This window comes from Gemmatimonas sp., from assembly GCF_031426495.1.
Taxonomy (GTDB): Bacteria; Gemmatimonadota; Gemmatimonadetes; order Gemmatimonadales; family Gemmatimonadaceae; genus Gemmatimonas.
The window spans coordinates 20284-40202 of sequence record NZ_JANPLK010000042.1; the positions used below are offsets into that span (position 1 = coordinate 20284).

At 65.6% G+C, this 19919-nt stretch carries 19 protein-coding genes and 1 pseudogene; 16 read left to right on the forward strand and 4 right to left on the reverse strand.

The genetic code is table 11. The features are described 5' to 3' along the window. Positions 1–2: 2 nt before the first annotated feature. The 3 genes from RMP10_RS10785 to RMP10_RS10795 are packed head-to-tail and all read right to left on the reverse strand — an operon-like array spanning position 3 to position 2642. On the reverse strand, positions 3–1292 hold the full coding sequence (locus tag RMP10_RS10785) for a hypothetical protein (RefSeq protein WP_310570295.1): 1290 nt from the start codon (positions 1290–1292) through the stop codon (positions 3–5). A gap of 7 nt (positions 1293–1299) precedes the next feature. Next, positions 1300–2247 carry an ABC transporter ATP-binding protein gene (locus tag RMP10_RS10790; protein ID WP_310570296.1) on the reverse strand — a complete coding sequence of 316 codons (948 nt, stop codon included), beginning with the start codon at positions 2245–2247 and terminating at the stop codon, positions 1300–1302. Then, positions 2244–2642, reverse strand: a complete 399-nt coding sequence (locus RMP10_RS10795) for a GntR family transcriptional regulator (protein WP_310570297.1) — start codon at positions 2640–2642, stop codon at positions 2244–2246. Before RMP10_RS10795 ends, RMP10_RS10790 begins: the two co-directional genes overlap by 4 nt. A 235-nt stretch (positions 2643–2877) precedes the next feature. Here RMP10_RS10795 and RMP10_RS10800 point away from each other — a divergent pair, with 235 nt between their 5' ends. The 11 genes and pseudogenes from RMP10_RS10800 to RMP10_RS10850 all read left to right on the forward strand — a co-directional run bounded on the left by RMP10_RS10800 (position 2878) and on the right by RMP10_RS10850 (position 15191). Continuing rightward, positions 2878–5055: a penicillin acylase family protein gene (locus RMP10_RS10800; protein ID WP_310570298.1), complete on the forward strand. Its 2178-nt coding sequence runs from the start codon at positions 2878–2880 to the stop codon at positions 5053–5055. A 305-nt stretch (positions 5056–5360) separates the two neighbouring features. After that, positions 5361–6611, forward strand: a pseudogene (locus RMP10_RS23420) (M28 family peptidase). Positions 6612–6744: 133 nt separating this feature from the next. Further along, positions 6745–7152, forward strand: coding sequence for a hypothetical protein (locus RMP10_RS10810; protein ID WP_310570299.1), 408 nt, complete (start codon positions 6745–6747; stop codon positions 7150–7152). A 95-nt stretch (positions 7153–7247) separates the two neighbouring features. Continuing rightward, a complete protein-coding gene (locus RMP10_RS10815) occupies positions 7248–8465 on the forward strand; it encodes an ATP-grasp domain-containing protein (protein ID WP_310570300.1) in 1218 nt (405 codons plus the stop codon). A gap of 28 nt (positions 8466–8493) precedes the next feature. Beyond that, entirely contained in the window at positions 8494–9720 is a 1227-nt protein-coding gene (locus tag RMP10_RS10820; RefSeq protein WP_310570301.1) for an ATP-grasp domain-containing protein, read from the forward strand. 220 nt (positions 9721–9940) lie between these two features. Continuing rightward, a complete protein-coding gene (locus tag RMP10_RS10825) occupies positions 9941–10420 on the forward strand; it encodes a hypothetical protein (protein ID WP_310570302.1) in 480 nt (159 codons plus the stop codon). A 46-nt stretch (positions 10421–10466) separates the two neighbouring features. Further along, complete coding sequence (pyrR, locus tag RMP10_RS10830) at positions 10467–11018, forward strand: bifunctional pyr operon transcriptional regulator/uracil phosphoribosyltransferase PyrR (RefSeq protein ID WP_309673382.1); 552 nt, start codon at positions 10467–10469, stop codon at positions 11016–11018. A 4-nt stretch (positions 11019–11022) separates the two neighbouring features. After that, the gene (locus RMP10_RS10835; protein ID WP_309673381.1) at positions 11023–11982 is read left to right on the forward strand and encodes an aspartate carbamoyltransferase catalytic subunit; all 960 of its coding nucleotides are present in this window, start codon (positions 11023–11025) and stop codon (positions 11980–11982) included. After that, complete coding sequence (locus RMP10_RS10840; protein WP_310570303.1) at positions 11979–13265, forward strand: dihydroorotase; 1287 nt, start codon at positions 11979–11981, stop codon at positions 13263–13265. The genes RMP10_RS10835 and RMP10_RS10840 overlap by 4 nt, the downstream gene beginning before the upstream one ends. Beyond that, entirely contained in the window at positions 13237–13980 is a 744-nt protein-coding gene (locus tag RMP10_RS10845; protein ID WP_310570304.1) for a class II aldolase/adducin family protein, read from the forward strand. The genes RMP10_RS10840 and RMP10_RS10845 overlap by 29 nt, the downstream gene beginning before the upstream one ends. 101 nt (positions 13981–14081) lie before the next feature. Continuing rightward, on the forward strand, positions 14082–15191 hold the full coding sequence (locus RMP10_RS10850; RefSeq protein ID WP_310570305.1) for a hypothetical protein: 1110 nt from the start codon (positions 14082–14084) through the stop codon (positions 15189–15191). A gap of 79 nt (positions 15192–15270) precedes the next feature. Here the strand turns inward: RMP10_RS10850 and rpsT are convergent, their stop codons facing one another. Then, positions 15271–15519, reverse strand: coding sequence for a 30S ribosomal protein S20 (rpsT, locus tag RMP10_RS10855; protein ID WP_171224605.1), 249 nt, complete (start codon positions 15517–15519; stop codon positions 15271–15273). 272 nt (positions 15520–15791) lie between these two features. Between rpsT and RMP10_RS10860 the strand changes: the two genes are divergently transcribed. The 5 genes from RMP10_RS10860 (at position 15792) to RMP10_RS10880 (ending at position 19915) form a co-directional block, all read left to right on the forward strand. After that, positions 15792–16472, forward strand: a complete 681-nt coding sequence (locus RMP10_RS10860) for a site-2 protease family protein (protein ID WP_310570306.1) — start codon at positions 15792–15794, stop codon at positions 16470–16472. Positions 16473–16479: 7 nt separating this feature from the next. Continuing rightward, positions 16480–17229 carry a ScpA family protein gene (locus tag RMP10_RS10865; RefSeq protein ID WP_310570307.1) on the forward strand — a complete coding sequence of 250 codons (750 nt, stop codon included), beginning with the start codon at positions 16480–16482 and terminating at the stop codon, positions 17227–17229. Continuing rightward, on the forward strand, positions 17204–17758 hold the full coding sequence (gene scpB / locus RMP10_RS10870) for an SMC-Scp complex subunit ScpB (RefSeq protein WP_310570308.1): 555 nt from the start codon (positions 17204–17206) through the stop codon (positions 17756–17758). Before RMP10_RS10865 ends, scpB begins: the two co-directional genes overlap by 26 nt. Continuing rightward, positions 17755–18816: a pseudouridine synthase gene (locus RMP10_RS10875; RefSeq protein WP_310570309.1), complete on the forward strand. Its 1062-nt coding sequence runs from the start codon at positions 17755–17757 to the stop codon at positions 18814–18816. Before scpB ends, RMP10_RS10875 begins: the two co-directional genes overlap by 4 nt. A 124-nt stretch (positions 18817–18940) precedes the next feature. Beyond that, entirely contained in the window at positions 18941–19915 is a 975-nt protein-coding gene (locus RMP10_RS10880) for an AAA family ATPase (protein WP_309669933.1), read from the forward strand. The last annotated feature ends 4 nt before the right edge of the window (positions 19916–19919 follow it).

Genomic DNA, 19919 nt, shown 5'->3' on the forward strand with positions numbered 1-19919 from the left:
CACTACGCCAGTGGCGCCACCAGATCCGCCCGCCGATACACCCGTTGCAGCGCCGCGTATTGCACCAGTTGCACCGCCACGCCCACCACGCCGATCATCGCCAGCGCCGGCAGCATGCCGCGCTGCGCGTCGATCAACTTCTCCGCGCCAAATCCGAGCGCCATCGTGGCGAACATGAACGCAAACGCGTATCCCATGAAGCGGTACGCGCGTGACGGCGGGATCGGGCCCCGTACCCGCGCCCACTGCAGAATCGGCGCCAACGCCACTGCCGCCGCCAACATCACGGGCCACACGCCCTGCGCGAGTGACGCCATGAACGACACCGTCGGCGCGTGTACCGCCCGCAACGCCACGTAGGTCACGGTAAAACAACACGCCAGCAACGCAATATCGATTGCATTGCAGACATACAGAATCGTGGCGCGCTCGCGACGGCTGATGGGATACACCATCGTGCTGCCCAACTGTAGCCCGCGCTGCGAGACCGACATCAGCGCCAACGGCACCGGCGTTTGGAACAGGTGCGTAATGACCGCCATCATCACGCCGCTCACCGTGAAGGCGGCCCGCCCGCCGGCCATGTACTCGTAGGCCGCCGCCCGCACCCAGAACGCAAGCGTCGCCACGAGGCCCTCATCGAGTTGCCCCCGCTCGCTCATCGCACGCGCACGCGAGAACACCACCTTCGAACCCGACAGCAGCGCCTCCGGCGCGCCCACCGCGGCCCGCATCCGCACCACGCCGGGCGACCATCGCGCCCGCATCAACACCACTGTCGCGCAGGCGGCGACTAAAGCAGTCAAGGGCAGGGCGCCCGTTACCACCCGCGAGTACATAGTCGGCGCTGCCCCCATCGCGAGCACCACCAAACCCAATGCGCCAATCAGCTTTGGTCGCTTCGCCGCCAGCCGCGCACCACCACCAACCGCGTACCAGAACGGCGCGATGATCGCTACACCCACCGCCACCGCAACGCCGCCCGCGCGCCACGACACCGCACCCACGATCGCACTGAGCGCGAGCATCATCAGTACGTCGCCGGCCGCAAGCGAGCGCCGAAGCCCCGGCAATACCCAGCTCCCCGGCTGCCTCAACAACTCGTCGGCCGCGGTCGATGCCAGCACTCCCACAATCAACGGCAACGTGAGCCCAAGATGCACCGCCGACTGCACCGCGCTCACCTGCTCGCCGAACATCACGAACGGCGCCATGGCGGCAAGAGAAATCATGAACAGCGCCCCGAACGAGGCCGGTCGCCAGAACAGTCGGAAGAGCGCCCCGATGTGCATGGTCAGCTCACCGACCCGCCGCCGCGAGTTCCGACGCACTCGTCGGCGCCGACGGAAGCTGCGTGAGTACCGGAAACAACCGATCGAGGTTGAGCGGACGTACCACGATCTCCGCCCCCAACTCGGCGCCGATCGCCGCCGCACGCCCCCGCATGCCCCGAACCACCCAGCGCATCGCGCTGCCCGTGCGATCGCTGCTCACCACCCACGGTGCGCTCCACGAAGCGTCCAGCGCGCCGGACACCGGCGTCACGATCCACTCTTCATACGTCTCTTTCAATTCATCCAGCTCGGCATCCGCCGTCACGCGACCACCATTCAGGCAAACAATGCGACTCACCACCGGCTCGATATCCTGCAACAGATGCGACGAAATCACGATGGTGGGCCCGTCGGCATCGAAGCGCTCCAACAACACCGCCAGCACCTCCTGACGCGCCGTGGGATCGAGATCGCTGAGTGGCTCATCCAGCAACAGCAACTCAGGGTGATGACAGAGCGCCAGCAGCAACGACAACCGCTGCACGTTGCCCGGTGACAAGGCGCCTATCCGCGCATCAAGGTTGATCCCCAAGCGCCCGGTGAGCTGCGTCTCCAGCGCCTCGTCCCATCGCACGTAGAACGTCGCCACGTAGCGCACCAGCTGATACACGCTCATCCACTCCAGATACCGTGCATGCTGATGCACCACGCCAATTCGCGCCAGCTCGGCGCTGCCCAACGAGCTGGCATCGACGCCGAACGTGCGCACCGCCCCCGCCGACGGCAGCATCATGCCCGTGACATGATGCAGCAGCGTCGACTTGCCACATCCGTTGCGCCCCACCAGCCCCACGATCGCGCCACGCGGAATCGACAGCGACACGCCGTCCAGCGCCGTCGTGCCGCCAAAGCGCTTCGTTACCCGGTCCAGTGTGAGCACGTCGGAGAACGCGCGGTCTGTGCCGTCAATCATTGATCTCGCTCCTCGTAATCCACGATGTGTGAAAGCAGCTGACGGAACACGGCCACCGCCTTCGCCGGTCGCATCCCCAACTGTCGCGCCGCCAGCGCCGCCGGCTCCAGCAACACACGCAGCTGCTCATCGCGCTCCGCATCCGCATGCGGCCCCGATAGGGCCAACACCTCCAGCGGCAGCCCGGGCCGACGTCGCACCAGCCCTTCGGCCTCGAGCAGGCTGTACGCCTTGCTTACCGTCATCGGGTTGATGCCCAACTCCTGCGACAGCGCCCGCGTGGACGGCAACTCGCTCCCAGCCACCAGCCGCCCGCTGGCCATCTGGAAACGGATCTGGTCCACCAGCTGTCGGTATGTCGGGACCCCACTGTTGGGGTCGAGCAGAATGAGCACGGAGGCGCCAGGTGTATAGGTGACCTAATACACCATATGATGCTCAGATCAACCGTATTAGTCAAGCAATACACTAGAAACGCGGTTCATCCGCCACCATCCGCGCCAGTCCGTGGTTAAGCACTTCCTTCCCGCAAGCGCTACGACGGCGGACACGAAGGCACCCCGCACACCGTCCGTGAATCTCTCAGTCCGTGTGGTTGCGCACCGCCGTGTGACGGCGCAGCATTGCCAGATGTTCTCCCATGTGCCGCGCCGCGCGCGCCTCCTGATTCCCGCGCTCATCGCCTCTACGGTTCTCGGCGCCACGCGGCTCGTCGCTCCGGCGGACAGCGAGCCGATCATTCGGCGAACGGAGTACGGCGTGCCTCACATCAGCGCCAACGACTTCCGCGGCATCGGCATTGGACTCGGCTACGCGCAAGCCGAGGACTATGGCGTGCGCGTCATACTGAGTCTGATACGTTCGAAAGGATGGATGGGCCGCACGTTCGGGCGTGACAGCCTGTCGTCCGATTTCTCGGCGGCGCTCGAACACGCCCGGGTCGAGCAGACGTATCACGTGCTCGACGCCGACACACGTGACATGTACGACGGATTCGCAGAAGGTGTGAACCGCTACATCCGCGCGAATGCGAAGACACTGCCCACGTGGGCGAAACCCGTGTTCCACGGACACGATGTCGCCGCTGGCGATATCGGTACGGCGAATGTAGCCACCGCCGAGCGTCTCGTAGCGCGGTGGCTGCAGCGCAGCGCCGGTGGTGCCGCGCGCCCCACCGCCCGCGACACAGGCAACCTCGATGTCGACCCGGCTGCCATCTTCGGGGCCGACGCCGACGTCGGCTCGAACGCATGGGCACTGGCCCCGAGCCGCACCAAATCCGGACGCGCGATCCTGCTGCGCAATCCGCATCTCGCGTGGACCGCCGGCTACTGGGAAGCGCACGTCACGGTCCCCGGGAAGCTCGACTTTTACGGCGATTTCCGCATCGGCAGTGCGTTCTCGGTGATCGGCGGCTTCAACAAGGATCTCGGCTGGGCCACCACCAACAACGCGCCAGATCTCGACGAGGTCTATGAGCTCGACCTCGATCCCACCAATTCTGAGCGCTATCGGTTCGATGGGACCACCATACCCATTCGGTACGAGTCCGTCACGCTTCCATATCGCTCTGGCGGGACCGACGATTCGCTGGTCAGCGAAACGCGCCGCGTCGCCTTCACTCCACTCGGACCGGTGGTACATCGCACGGCGAGTAAGCTGTACATCGTGCGCGCTGGCCCTGATGGCGAGTATCGCGCCGGGTCACAGTTCCTTGCCATGATGCGCGCACGCAATCTCGCCGAGTGGAAGAGCGCGTTGGCTACACGTGCCCGCGCCACATCGAACCTCACGTACGCCGATCGCGCCGGCAACATCCTCACGATATGGATGGGGACCGTCCCGCACCTCCCCACGCCCTCAGGTGGCGACTCGGTGCCGATTCCTGCGCGCGGATCGGCCGATGTGTGGACACGCTTGATCGCGCTCGATTCGCTGCCGCAGTCGCTTAACCCGCGCGGCGGCTACGTGCACAACGAGAACGACGCGCCGCACTTCGCCAATCTCAACGCGCTGCTCGACACCGCGCGCTATCCGGATAATGTGGAGCGCGGCGAACTGCGCTTGCGCAGCCAGCATGCGCTACAGCTCATTGGCGGCAAGGATAGACTGTCCCTCGAAGACGTGCTGGTGCGAAAGCACAGTATGCGCATGCTGCTCGCCGACCGCGTGAAGCCCGATCTCGTCGCGGCGCTGAAAAAATCGTCACCCACTCCGGCGGTTGCCCAGGCACTCGCCGTTCTCGAGAAGTGGGACAACACGGTCGCGCCGACCAGCCGTGGAGGATTGCTCTTCGAGACATGGTGGCGCCGCTATCAGTCGCAGGCGCGCGACTCGGCGTACGCCGAGAAGTGGTCGTGGCAGAATCTGACCACCACGCCGCGGGGCATCGGTCAGCCGGCTCGCGCCGTCGACGCGTTCAGCTGGGCCGTCGACGACATGCAGCGTCGCTACAAGGCGGTCGACGTGGCGTGGGGCGATGTGCACCGCGTGCGACGGGGATCGGTGAACGAGCCGGTCGGTGGCTGTAGTGGTGCCCTCGGCTGCTTTCGGGTGCTTTCCTATGAACAGCGCCCCGACGGCACCCGCAACGCCAATTCCGGCGACGGCTGGATTCTCGCCGTCGAGTTCGGCCCCCGCGCTCCGCGTGCCTTTTCGGTCTTGGCCTACGGGCAGAGTGCTGACTCGACATCGCCGCACTACAGCGATCAGGCCGCAATGTTCGCCCGCGGCCAGCTCAAGCCCGTGTATTTTCTCGATGCGGACATTGCCGCGCACACTCTTCGCTCTTACCGGCCCGAACCCTGAGGTTCTCCATTCGAATCGTGCGGCTCGCGGCCCTCGTGGCCACGCTCGCTCCCGGGCTGGCGCTGTCGGCGCAAGCCAGCGCCAAGGGCAAGACCACCGGCAACGCCGGCGTGCCGCTGGCAATGTCTGCCATCAAGCGCGCCGACCTCGAGCGTGATCTCTACGCGATGGCTGGTGACGGCATGCGCGGACGCGAGGCCGGGACACCCGACGAAATGCGGGCTTCCATTTGGGTGGCCGAGCAACTGCGCAACATCGGCGTGAAGCCGTTGGGCCAGGACGGTAGCTACTTCCAGTGGTTCAACATGGTGCGGACGCGCGTCTCCACCGTGTCCACCACCGGCGCACTCGGCGACAAGCCACTCGTCGTGTGGAAAGACTTCGTGCCGCTGGGCTCCGCCAACGCCGATGTCAGCGCCCCCATCGTATGGGTTGGTGACGGCGCGGACTCCACCATCGACATACGCGGCAAGATCGCCGCGGTGCAGATCACCACACCCCCCGCCGCGTCGATTCGGACCACGACCAACTCGGCGGAAGTGCGGTACGCCAATGCGGCGATTGCCGCCGCCACGCAGCGGGTCCAGCGCCGTGGGGCCGTGGCCATCATCCTCGTGGCCGACGCCACCACTGACGTCGCGTTCGACGGGCTCGGTGTGCTGCGCGAGCGCGGCACATATGACGTCGACGGTGGCGCTCCGCGCTTCGCCGGTCAGGCCACGCAGGCCGCCCGCCCGCAGCCCGCGCGCACGGCGCCGACGCCCGCGTTACTCGTTCGCGGCACGATGGCGGTCGCGCTCAAGGCCGGTGGCACGGCCGAAATGCACGTCCGCGTCGAACACTTCACGACGCCGTCCACCAACATCATCGGCGTGGTGCGCGGCACGGATCCCAAGCTGCGCGACGAGTACGTGTTGTACAGCTCCCACCAGGAGCACGATGGCGTGCGGTACGTCATCGACGGCGATTCCGTGTGGGCAGGGGCTGATGACAACGGCACTGTGAGTGTCGCGTTGCTCGCTATCGCCCGGGCCTTTGTGAAGCAGCCCGGCAAGCGCTCGGTGCTCTTCGTGTACCACGGTGCGGAAGAACGTGGGCTGCTTGGCTCGCGCTATCACGCCGCGCATCCCGTCGTGCCCCTGCAGAACATTGTGGCCGTCCTCAACGGCGACATGATCGGCCGCAATAACCCCGATTCGGCCAGCCTGCTTGGCATCCAGCCGCCGCACCGCAATTCGACCGAACTCGTGGCTATGGCGCTCCGGGCCAACTCGCTGACCGGGGCCTTCAAGCTCGACTCGATCTGGGATCGGCCCACGCATCCGGAAGGGTGATATTTTCGCAGCGATCACGTGCCGTACGCGCGCCTCAACGTGCCCGCCGTCATGTACTCGACCAACCTGCATCCCGATTACCACACGCCCCGCGACAAGCCGTCCGCGATCGACTATCCGAAACTCACGCGCATGACGCAGTGGATGTACCTCACGGGTTGGTACGTGGCGACCACACTCAAGCGCCCCGCCATCGATCCCGGGTTCAAGCTGGAGCGGTGATCGGGCGCACGAATGCGACGAGGCACGAAGCCGGGGAGGGGGTACCAGTTTGCGTTCTCTCCTCTCGTTCTCCATTTTCACATGCACGTCGCGGCATATGTCCGATGGCGTCACCTAACTAGGAGGATGTGCGATGCAGGCATTCGTGCGCCGCATGCTGGGCCCGGCGTTGGCAATTAGCGCGCTTTCGTTCACCGCTACGGCGGCCAGCGCGATCACTGGACAGGCAAAACCACAGCTTTCCATCGAAGCCGAGCGGTCGCCGCAGGGCGCCCGCATCACCTTTAAAGGGAAGAACTGGCCGGCCGCCGCGCGGGTGAAGCTCACCGCCACGCGGGCGCCTGCTTCCACCAAGCCTCAGGACTTCGGGATGGTCGACGCGGATAGCAGCGGCGTGTTCACGGTACGCAAGGTTGCCATTTGCACTACCCAGAATCAGGAAGACGGATCGCTTGAAACGGTGACCTTCACCGCGGCCGATTCGGCCACCGGCGTCAAGGCCACGGCGAGCACCCGCGGCGGCGCTTGGGTCTGTCAGTAACTCGGATCGCTGTTCACGCACGTCTCGCGGTGTTGCCCTTTGGGTAGCACCGCGATCGTGTATCCGCCGTCGATCTTTCCCAATTGAGCCGCTTCATGTTCGTCATCTTCGTTTGTCCCATCTTCTCGCCAGCGGCCACTCAGATGATCGAGGCCGCGCTCAACGTGCCGCACGTACGACTGGGCGTCATTGCGCAGCAACCGCTCACCGCACTGGCGCCGAATGTCGCGGCGGGACTGGCTGCGCACTGGCAAGTAGACGACGTCACGAATACGGCCTCGCTCGAACAGGCGGTGCGCGCCCTTGGCGCCACGCACGGGGCGATTGCGCGGTGCTTCGGCGCCTACGAACAGCTGCAGCAGCCGCTGGCCACGGTGCGCGAACGGCTTGGCATTCCGGGGCTCAGCAGCGAGGCCGCGCACAACTTTCGCGACAAGGCGCGCATGAAGGATGCGTTGCGGGCGGCGGGCGTGCCGGTTGCGCGACATCGGCTGATCGCCTCCCGCGATGATGCTTTGGCCTTCATCGCCGAGGTCGGATTCCCTATCGTGCTCAAGCCGCCCGCGGGCGCTGGCGCGATTGCGACCCAACGCATCCGCGACGTAGCGTCCCTCGACGCGATGCTTGCCAACTATCGCGCCACGCCCGCCAATCCGATGCTCGCCGAGGAATTCCTGCGAGGCACCGAGTACTCGCTGGAAACGGTGTCGATCGACGGCACCGCGATCTGGCATTCGCTCACCCGATACGGTCCCACGCCACTCGACGTCGTCGAGAACTCATGGATCCAGTGGACCGTGTTGTTGCCACGCGAGGTCGACGCCCCCGAGTTCGATGACATCCGCGCCGTCGGCGCGAAGGCATTGGCGGCGCTGGGCATGGGGACCGGGGTGTCGCACTGCGAATGGTTTCGCCGCGACGATGGCACCATCGCCATCAGTGAGATCGCCGCACGTCCCCCCGGCGCTAACATCACGACCATGATCTCCCGGGCGCACGACATCGATTTCGTCGCAGCCTGGGTCCGTCTCATGATCAACGGCACGTTCGATCCGCCCGTGCGGCGCTTCGCCGTTGGCACCGCGTATCTGCGAGGGCAGGGCACGGGCCAGGTGCGCACCGTCGAAGGCCTCGAGTCCGTGCAGGAGCAGTTCGGCGCTCTCATTTGCGATTCCCGTCTGCCGTATCCGGGCCAGCATCCCACCGGAAGCTACGAGGGCGAAGGCTACATCATCGTTCGCCATCCCGACACAACGATGGTGCAGAACGCGTTACAGCGTATCGTTTCCAGTGTTCGCGTTCGACTCGGCTAAGCCCCTCCACCTTCTACGAAACCGCCCTGTGTCCAAAACCGTGTTGATGCTGACCCCGGGATTCCCCGGTGAAATGCCGCTCTTCACGCGTGGCCTCTCCGAGCAGGGCGCCACCGTGTTGGGTGTCTCGAATACGTCGGTGCAGGATCTGCCGCACATCGCGCGACAGCACCTGACCGACTATCTGCAAGCGCCCGATCTCTTCACGAATCCGACGGTCGCCATCGAGCAGATCCGCCGCTGGCTCGGCTCCCGCACAGTGGATCGCGTCTGCTGTCTCTGGGAACCGGGCGTCGAGATTGCGGCGCAGATCCGGGAAGCCCTCGGCGTGCCGGGTCAGTCGTATCAGCAGTCGCTCCGCTTCCGGAACAAGGATCTCATGAAGCAGGCGCTCGCCGAAGGTGGTGTGCGGGTGCCGCATCATGCGATCGCCAGTACGCCGGCCGAAGTCTGGGCCGCGGCCGAGCAGGTCGGGTATCCCCTCATCATCAAGCCCATCGCCGGCGCCGGCTCCATGGACACGTTCCGTTGCGATGATGCGGCCGATGTGACGAAGGCGATCGCGCAGCTCGGGCACATCGCCGTTGTCGACGTCGAGGAGTTTATCGACGGCGAGGAGTTCACGTACGACACCGTCTGCGCTGGCGGTGACATCAAATACTTCCACATCGCCTTCTATCGCCCGCGGCCGCTCATCGCCCGGACCAACGAGTGGATCTCGCCGCAGACGCTCACGTACAAGAACGTCGATGATCCGAAGCTCGCCGGTGGTCGCGCCATGGGTGAGCAGGTGCTCAAGGTGCTTGGCTACGACACCGGCTTTACCCACATGGAGTGGTATCTCAAGGCTGACGGTGAAGCCGTGTTCGGCGAAGTGGCGGCCCGTCCGCCCGGCGCGCGCACGGTGGATCTGATGAACTACTCCGGTGACATGGATCTCTTCAACGGGTGGGCCGAGGCAGAGCTCCACGGCACCTTCTCGCAGAAGATCGAGCGGAAGTACAACACCGCCTGCATTACAAAGCGGGCGCACGGGCAGGGCCGTATCCAGCGCATCGAAGGGCTCGAACAGCTCCGTCAGCGCTTCGGGGACGCGATCTGCGTCGTCGATCTCCTCCCGATCGGCGCTCAGCGGCGCGATTGGAAGAGCACGCTGCTGTCCGATGGATACCTCACGATCCGGCATCCCGATTGGGAGACCACGATGGCGATGGCCGACGCCGTCGGCACCGACCTGAACCTCTATGCGGGCTGAGGCATAGACCGGTCGCCGGTGGGTTCGCTGTAGCACACTCGCCTCACCTATGGTGGGAGCTACGCAACGTGTGGCGAACCCATCTGTGACGCTTCAGAGGCGAATCAGAGGGAAATCGTCAGGATTTCGGGTGGGAAGGGTTCGGCACGTCACTTGCCCCCTTACCCGTATGCGAAGTCGCCGAATGGCGGCCGTCGCGACGACCCGAGCCGGAAGAGCCATGTCCCGTATTCTCGAAGAGCCGCCGATTGATCCGATCCGTGGCTACTTCTCGCAGCTGTGCGTGATGCTCACGGGAATCGCATCGGGCGTAGTCGAGCCGCCATCCGGCGAGGCCTTGCAGTCACCCACGTATCACATGGGGCGCCGTGACGGCTTCCATGTCGTCGTCGCCCACTTGGCGTCCAGCCGGAATCTGCGCGAGGCCGCTGACAAGTGCGTGGCCTTCGGTATGGGTGTCGAGGAACGCGCCGACTCGCACCCGTACGGCCCCGACTGGTCACACGGATTCGCGCAGGCCACCATGGAGGCCGCCGCCGACATCGCCATGTACGCCGCGACGTCCACGATACCGTTCATTGACAAGTCTCGCCTGCGTGCCGCTCGCACCGCCGCCCGTCATTTGTCGCCGCTCTCCGGGCTCTGGACACAGCGGCCGGCCGCCGGCGCGCAGCCGCCGCGCAGTCATCACGAGTGGTAAGCATGTGAGAGGCGTGTGAGAGGCATGGCCGCGCTATATTGTGGCCATGCCTCGAAAGCCTTCCATCGTCCTTGATGCCCGCGCGCTTGATCGCACGCTGCGTCGCATGGCCGACCAGATCGTCGAATTGAATGCGGGCACCGACAACTTGGTGCTCGTCGGAATCCAGCGCCGCGGCGTGCAACTCGCCGAGCGCATCGTGCGCATTATCAAAGCGCAGGAAGGCGTCGACATCAGCAGCGGCGCCCTCGACATCACGCTCTATCGCGACGACCTGCAGACGGTCGGACCGCGTCCCGTGGTCGGCACTACCCAGCTGCCGTGGACGCTCGACGACCAGAACGTCGTCATCGTCGACGATGTGCTCTACACCGGACGTACCGTCCGCGCGGCGCTCGACGAACTGGCGGATTTCGGACGACCGGCGCGTATCGCTCTCGCCGTGTTGATCGATCGTGGCGGTCGCGAGTTGCCCATTCACGCCGACGTCATCGGTCGCAAAGTCGAAGTACATCCCGGACAGCGCGTCGATGTGTTCATCGAAGAACTCGACGGGCGCGATGAAGTGCTGATCGCCGCGCGCGACGACGAGGCCTGAGACTATGGCCGGCCCGCTCGGTAAGGATCTCCTCGGACTCGCGCCGCTCTCGGCCGATCAAATCCGCCTCGTACTCGACACCGCGGTGCCGTTTCGCGAAATCTCCGAGCGCGCGATCAAGAAGGTGCCCACGTTGCGCGGCGCCACGATCGTCAACCTGTTCTTCGAAGCGTCTACGCGCACCCGCATTTCGTTCGAATTCGCCGAGAAGCGACTGAGTGCCGATACGGTCAACGTCGCGTCGGCGGGATCGAGCGTCTCGAAGGGCGAAACGCTGGTCGATACGGCGCGCAATCTCGAGGCGATGAAGATTGACATGGTGGTCATCCGCCATGGCGCATCGGGAGCCGCGCAGTTCCTGGCCGAACGGATCGAGTCCAACGTCATCAACGCCGGCGACGGTACGAACGAGCACCCCACACAGGGATTGCTCGATATTCTTACGCTGCGCAATCACCTCGGCGATCTCACCGGACGCCGCATCTGCATCGTCGGTGACGTGCTCCATTCGCGTGTCGCTCGCTCCAACATCTGGGGCCTCACCAAGCTCGGCGCTGAAGTCGCTGTGTGCGGTCCGCGCTCATTGCTGCCCAGCGCCATCGGCGAGATGGGCGTGACCGTGTTCGATCGCATCGAGGAGGCAGTCGAGTGGGCCGATGCGTTCAATGTCCTGCGGTTGCAGCTCGAGCGCATGCAAGCTGGCTACATCCCGTCGTTGCGCGAATACAATCGCGTGTACGGCGTTACCCGCGCGCGGCTCGAGAAGGCGCCGCGCGATATCCTCATCCTGCACCCTGGCCCGATGAATCGCGGCGTGGAAATCGACAGTGACGTGGCCGATGGGCCGCACTCGGTGATCCTCGATCAGGTCACCAATGGCGTGGCGGTCCGCATGGCCGTTCTGTATCTGCTGGCCGGCGGCAAGCCGGAACTCGCCGAAGCGGCGAAGAAGGGAGGCGCATGAGCCGGGACCTGCTGCTGCGCGGCGGACGTATTGTCGACCCGTCGCAGGGAATGGACACCATCGGTGACGTGCTGCTACGCGATGGTCGCGTGGAGTCGTGTGGAAGTGGCATCGGAACACCTGATGGCGCCGAGGTCATCGACGTGAGTGGCCTGGTCGTCACCCCGGGTATGCTCGATGTGCATATCCACTTGCGCGAACCGGGCCGGGAAGACGTGGAAACCATCGCCACCGGCGCACACAGCGCGGCGGCCGGTGGATTCACCGGCGTCTGCGCGATGCCGAATACCAAGCCCGTCACCGACAATCAGGCGGTCGTCGGCTTCGTGAAGCGTCAGGGTGAGGCCGCTGGCTATGCGCGCGTGTACCCGTACGGCGCGATCTCCGTGGGGCAGAAGGGCGAGACGCTCGCCGAAATCGCCGAGATGGTCGGCGCGGGCGCCGTCGCCTTCAGCGATGACGGCAAGCCCGTGGAAAGTGCGCAACTCATGCGCACCGCCCTAGAGTATGCGCGCGCCTTCAACGTGCCCATCGCCGAACATTGCGAGGATATGACGCTCGCGCGCGGCGGCAGCATGAACGAAGGCATCATGAGCGCCAAGCTCGGTCTCAAGGGCATTCCAGCCGAAGCCGAAGAGATCTACGTCATCCGCGATATCCTGCTCGCCAAGCGCACAGGCGGCCATATCCACCTGTGCCATCTCAGCACCAAGGGCTCCGTGGAGCTCGTGCGCTGGGGCAAGGAACGCGGCATCAACGTCACGTCGGAAGTGTGCTCGCACCACATCTCGCTCACTGAAGATGCGGTCGAAGGCTACAACACCAACGCGAAGATGAATCCGCCGCTACGGACCGCGGCCGATGTCGAAGCGCTGCAGCAAGGCCTCGCCGACGGCACCATCGACCTGCTCGTCACTGATCATGCACCGCACCACTACGACGAGAAGGAACGCGAGTTCGCCGACGCGCCCAACGGCATCGTCGGTCTCGAGACGGCGCTGGCGATCAACTGCACGTATCTGCTGCATCGCGGGGTCATGACCATGTCGCAGATGGTCGACGCGATGAGCTGCAAGCCGGCCAAGGTCTTCCATCTGCCCGGCGGAACGCTGGCCCGGGGCAGCCTCGGCGACGTGACCGTGTTCGATCCGAATCGCATCTGGACCGTCGATCCGAAGGCGTTCAAGTCGAAGGGCCGCAATACGCCCTACGGCGGCCGCCAGCTCACCGGACAGGCCCGCCTCACCGTCGTCGGTGGCCGCGTCGTGTATCGCGCCGACTGAGCCGACGGTGATCGACGAGCACGGACTGCGCGTCATGCTGGCCGCCGCCTGCCGGCGCCTGCATGCGCGCGGCCTGCTGGCCGGAGCGGAGGGGAATCTCTCCTGCCGGCTGCCCGACGGCGATCTGCTGGTCACCGCCAGCGGCGTGGATAAAGGGGCCATCGACCACACTCATGTCGTCCGGGTTCACGCCGACGGCACGCCCTGTCACGAGGAACGAGCGCAGGCGCTGCCGGGTGACCCCCGTACGCGTGACACCACCTGCCGCCCCTCGTCGGAATTGGGGATGCATCTCGCCTGCTATGCGGCTCGCGCCGACGTCCGGGCGATCGTGCATGCCCATCCCCCGGCAGCCACCGGGTTTGCCGCCGCCGGGATCCCAATCCCCGCCGACGTCTTGCCGGAGGTGCCCGTCGTCGTGGGGCCGATTGCGTTGGTGCCCTATGGGCGCCCGGGCACACCGGCCCTCGCCGACGCCATGCGTCCGTTTCTCGCGACCCACGAAGTCTTCCTGTTGGCGAACCACGGCGTCACCGCCCTCGGCACCTCGATCGAGGAAGCGTTACTGCGCATGGAAACCGTGGAGCAATCCGCCCGCATTCTCACCGTGGCGCGCCTGTTGGGCGGCGCCCAGTCGCTCCCTCCAACCGAAGCGGCCGTGCTTGCTTCACTGCATCCCCGGTACGAGGATGCATCGCGGACGAACAGCACCTGACGTAACATTGCGACCTGCGTCACACATGGCTGTGATTCACCTCGGCCATATTCGTCAGGTTCGCATCTGGAGTCGGTTCGTTCATTCAGCAGCGCCCTCACATGACGGAGTCTCGCGCAGTGTCCATCGACGAAGTCCGGTCGCTCGTTGCCGAGCGGCAACGCTATGATGACTGGTTGACCGCGCTCGACGCGCGTCGCGCGGAGACACCGAGCCGCGTGTTTGACCGCGTCCACGGCGACTACGTGGCGCGTCGCGATGCCGTGATGGGGCAGCTCCGTGAACACGTCGGCGCGCTCTCCACGCATGGCGATGAGCTCGACCGTCGGCTCAGCACACTCGAGGCCGAGCTGGCCACGCTCGAAGACGAACGGGTCGAAGCCATGCTTCGCACCGCCGTTGGCGAATACGACGACAATCGCTGGGAAACGGTCCGTCAGGACGTCGAAACCAAGATCGCCTCACTCGGCGAACAGCGCGGCGGCCTGCTCACCGAGATCGACGAGATCCGCACCTTGCTCGCGAGCGCAACGAGCGAGCCTCCGGCCGCCGATGTTGAGGCGCCGGCCGAGGAACTCACGAGCGAGGCGCCAGTCGAGGCGCCAGGCGAGATGGATTCGGTGCGCCCGATCTTCGCGACGGGCGATTTGGCGGCCATCGAGCCGCCCGTAGCCTCCGCGGCGGAACCCTTCGCTGACGTTGACATCGCCTTCGGCGGCACGCCCGACGTGATGGCAGACGTGCGCCTGGTGACCGAGATGCCCGAGCTGGTGCCGACCACGTCGCCAACCTCACAGCCGACGGCCGACCAGTCCTCGACCGAGTTTGACGACGCCCTGGCGATGTTCGCCGACAGCACGGGCACGCCTGATCCGACCTTTACCCGGTCCCTCGAAGGCATCGAGGTCGAGCTCGATGTCCACGGCGCCTCGTCGATGTCCGCGCCGTCCGCATCGCAGGCCAACACCGCGACCGCGACCCCGGCGAACTCGGTCCCGGTGGATGCCGGTGATACCTTCGACGACCTCGCGTTCCTGCGGTCCGTGATTGACCCCACGCCCGCCGCTTCCGCACCGGGCGTGTCGTCGGTCCCGACGGCCGCCCCGACCAACGAGCCGCTCAAGACACTGCGCTGCACTGAATGCGGCACCATGAACCTGCCGACCGAGTGGTACTGCGAGCGTTGTGGTGGAGAACTCGCCGCGTTCTGACGCGTTGCGAGCCACCATCACGACGAAGGGCCGGACTCACAGAGTCCGGCCCTTCGTCGTACCGCAGATGTCGCGAAGCTTACGCGGCCGCGGCGTTGGCGGCCTTCGCCAGCTTGCTCTTCTGACGAGCAGCGGCGTTGCGATGGATGAGTCCCTTGCGCGCCGCACGATCAAGCAGCGAAACGGCAGACAGGCGATCATCGGCAGCAGCAGCGGCGAGCTTCGCCCGCTTGACGGCCGTACGCAGCGCCGAACGCTGCGCACGATTGCGCACTGCAGCCGCACGCGACTTCCGCAGGTCCTTCTTCGCGGACTTGATATTCGGCACGGAAAACTCCCCAGCAGGTAGAATCGGTAAGTTCGAAAACGACAGTGAGGTGAGGCGACGCCCCAGGCCACTGCGGACAGACCGGAAAACATACCCGCAAAGAGGGCGGCGGTCAAGAACCCCCTGCATCTCTGGCCACCGCCTGCGCTTTGACACCCGACCCACCCTGGGCTACCTTCCAGTTCGTACTTGCTTGCATTCGCGTCCTGCGCGGGTTGACCGGAACCGGCCCTCCGCCGCCCTCCTGGCGCCCTTTCCCAATCGCCGCTGCGGTGGATTCTACACAGCAACTCGTCCTCATCGCACCCGTGTTGCTCTTCTCGATGGTCGCCCACGAGTATGCGCACGGCTATGCGGCGTTCAAGCAAGGGGACATGACGGCGTACCAGCTCGGGCGCCTCACCTGGAATCCCCTCAAACACATCGATCCGTTCATGACCATCATTCTCCCGGTCATGCTCGCGCTCATCGGTGCGCCCATCTTTGGCGGCGCCAAGCCGGTCCCCGTCAATCCTCGCAACTATCGCCACTACCGCCGCGGCGACATCATCGTCTCGCTGGCCGGTGTCGCCACCAACGTGGCCATCGCCATCCTGATTGTGCCCCTCATCGTCCTCGTAGGGCTGCTCGGACAGTATGTTCCGTCACTTATCAGACCCCTCGGCGTGCTGCAACAAATGCTCGCCGCCGGTATCTTCATCAATCTGATTCTCGCGGCGTTCAATCTGATCCCGATTCCGCCGCTCGATGGATCGCACGTCTTCAAGTATTTGCTCCCCCCGAAGTGGTCGCTCCAGTACCAGCGCCTTGGGGGAGTCGGACTGCTGTTGCTCTTCGCCGTGCTCTCGTTCGCCCGGCCGCTTGTGAATATCTGGTTGGCACCCGCATACATTCTGCGAGCGCTCGCCGAGCAGTTCTACTTCCCGTACATGCTGCCCAACCCCTTCGCGTGAAGGCCGCGTGATCGCTCCGAATTTCCGCTACGCCGAACACTCGGCGCCCTCCTTTGTCGTTGAGCTGAGCCACTTCACCGGCCCGCTCGATCTGCTGCTGTCGCTCATCCGCGATGAACAGCTCGACATTTACGACATCCCCATTGCCCGCATCGCCGAGCAGTTCCTGGCGCGCATCAGCACGCTCGGACTCGACGAAGCGGCCGATTATCTCGAGATGGCCGCCCGACTGCTCCGCATCAAAGCGCAGATGCTGCTCCCGCGGGCCGATGGCGAGGAAGCGTGGGAAGATCCCCGCGCCGAACTCGTACGTCGATTGCTCGAGTATCAGCAGATGCGCGAAGTCGTCGATCTGCTCGAGCGTCGCGGAGAAGAGCGTCGTCATCAGTTCCCGCGTCGCTGGGTGCCGCAAGCGGCCGACATCACGCCCATCAACGCGCCGCTGTCTCTCTCGCTCGGCGAGCTGCTGGCGGCCGTCGATCGCGTGCTGCGCACGACGAAGGAACCCGCGCTGCACGAGGTCATCCCGCGTGCCCTCGATGTCGCGGGCGCCATGGTCACCGTGCGTGCGGTGCTCGCCATGCGGCGTTCGGCCCGTTGGTTCGATATGGTTGGTCGCGACGCCGAGCCCTGGCAGATTCTGTCGGTGTTGCTCGCGTTGCTTGAAATGGCGAAGCTCGGTGAACTGCGGATCGCGCAGCATCATGCCTTTGCCTCTGTGGAGATCCGTCGTGACGCCGTTAGCGAAGCTGCTTGAAGCCGCCCTGTTCGCCGCCCCGCGCCCCATTGCCATGGAAGCGCTGGCGGCGTTGGACGTCGAATCGAGTCCCGCCGCAGTAGCCGCGGCGCTCGATGAACTGCGCGAGCACTACGACGTCGACGGACATGGCGTCGAACTGGTCGAGCAGGGAGGCGGCTGGCAGATCCTCACGCGCGCCGAATTCGCCGAAGCCATTGAGCGCGCGCAGGTCGCCGTCCGGCCGCAGCGACTCTCCGCCGCCGCGCTCGAAACGCTCGCCATCATCGCCTATCGCCAGCCCATCGGCCGTGCCGAAATCGAAGAAATCCGCGGCGTTGCCGTGGGCTCCGTGCTGAAGTCGCTCCACGAGCGCGGGCTCATCGACATCGTCGGGCGCAGCGAGGGCATCGGCCGTCCGCTGCTGTACGGAACCACCTCTCAGTTCCTCGAGCAGTTTGCGTTGCGACACCTGGAAGAACTCCCGCGCGCCGATGAGTTGGCGATCGCCCTGCGTGGCGCCGGTAACACAGCCGTCGTGCCGGAGTGACCAAGCCCCCGAAGAAGACGGCCGCCGAGAAGAAGGGCGAGTACCGCCGCGGCACACAGAAGAAAACACCCAAAGGCCCCTCGGCTCGTGGGGCCGCCGCTCGCGCTGCCAACGACAAGCGCGGGGTCCCGTCGGTCGCCAAGCCAAAGCCCCCGCGTGAGCGGAGCGTGCGCGATGCGGAGTCGCGCGACACCGCGCCACGCGACACCGCACCACGCGAGAAGCCGGTGCGCGATCGGAGTGGAGCGGGGTCCTCCAAGCGTCGTGTCAAGCCGCAGCGCTCGGCCGATGCGCCGCCCTCCAAGGCCGGTGGCACCGTCAAGGCCGACCGCGAAGGCCCCATGCGCGTGCAGCGGGCCCTCGCCCGGGCCGGCGTGGTGTCGCGCCGCGGTGCCGACCAGGCCGTGGCCGAAGGACGCGTGCAGGTCAACGGAGCGATCGCGACCGTCGGACAGGTCGTTGATCCCTTCCGCGACGTCATCGTGCTCGATGGGACGCCGGTCATCACGCGCGTCACGTCGCACACCTGGATCGTGGTCCACAAGCCGGCGGCGGTCATGACGACCCGCAAGGATCCCGAGGGACGCACCACCGTGTTCGATCTCGTCGACGACGTTCCGGGACTCGTGTACGTGGGGCGCCTCGATTTCATGACCGAAGGCGTGCTGCTGCTCACCACCGACGGTCGCGCCGCGCACGCGCTCACACACCCCAGCAATGAGGTGGAGCGCACGTACGTCGCCACGGTGCGCGGTGATGCCGTCACCGCCGCCAAGGTCGCCCGCCGCGGTGTCCAGCTCGAAGACGGACTGGTCGTCCCCCGTGAGGTGGTCGCCCACCCGCTCGGCGGACGTCGCTGGGCCCTCGAGATTACCATCGCCGAGGGCAAGACGCACGAAGTCCGTCGCCTCTGTGATGCGCTCGAACTCGAAGTGGAGCGCCTGGTGCGCACGCGGTTCGGTCCCGTGCGGCTCGGGGATTTGCCACCGGGCGGGGCCCGGGCCCTCAACAGCACCGAGCGCGAAGTACTCGAAGCCCTCATGGTCGGCGGCAAGTAGAACCGTCGGAACGTGCCACCTGGCCACATGAGGGAGCCCCGTGTGGGAACCCCGTAAGGGAGCAGACCGGACGCTGTCGGGTATGCTCGACGGAACGAGCCACCCAAAAGAGGAGCAGCAGATCGTGACCACGAGCGTTGCCGCGTCGCAGGATGCGGCCCTGGTGCAGGGTGTCCTGCGCGAAGTCGCCAAGCGAATCGTCGGACAGGAGTACATGGTGGAGCGCCTGCTGATCGCGCTCCTCACCGGCGGTCACGTGCTCCTGGAAGGTGTGCCGGGACTCGCGAAGACGCTCACCGTGCGCACCCTCGCCGAAACGGTGCGCACGAGCTTCCAGCGTATTCAGTTTACCCCCGACCTGCTCCCCGCCGACGTCGTCGGCACGCAGATCTTCGACCAGCCCACCGGCGAATTTCGCGTCAAGCACGGGCCGATCTTCGCCAACATCATCCTCGCCGACGAAATCAATCGCGCTCCGGCCAAGGTGCAGGCCGCCCTGCTCGAAGCGATGCAGGAAAAGCAGGTCACGATCGGTGGGACCACGTATCGCTTGGCCGAACCGTTCCTCGTGCTCGCCACGCAGAACCCGATCGAGCAGGAAGGCACGTATCCGCTGCCGGAAGCGCAGGTCGACCGCTTTATGATGAAACTGCGGGTCGGCTATCCCACCCGCGCCGAGGAGAAGGAAATCCTTCGTCGCATGGCGGGCGGTGAGAGCATCGTGGTCAATGCGATCGCCTCGCCGGAAGAATTGCTCGATGCCCGACGTCGCATTGCCGAGCTGTACATGGACGAGCGCATCGTCGACTACATCGTCGATCTGGTCCACGCCACGCGCTCGCCAGCCGATGTCGGTGCCGCCGATCTGCGCCCGCTCATCGAATTCGGTGCGTCGCCGCGCGCCACGATTTCACTCGCCCAGGCGGCACGGGCCCACGCGTTCCTGCGCGGTCGGGCGTTCGTCACGCCCGACGACGTGAAGAGTATTGCGCCCGACGTGCTCCGCCACCGTGTGCTGACCTCGTTCGAAGCCGATGCCGAAGGCGTCACCAGCGACACCATCGTTTCGCGACTGCTCGCCGTCGTCGAAGCGCCCTGATCGC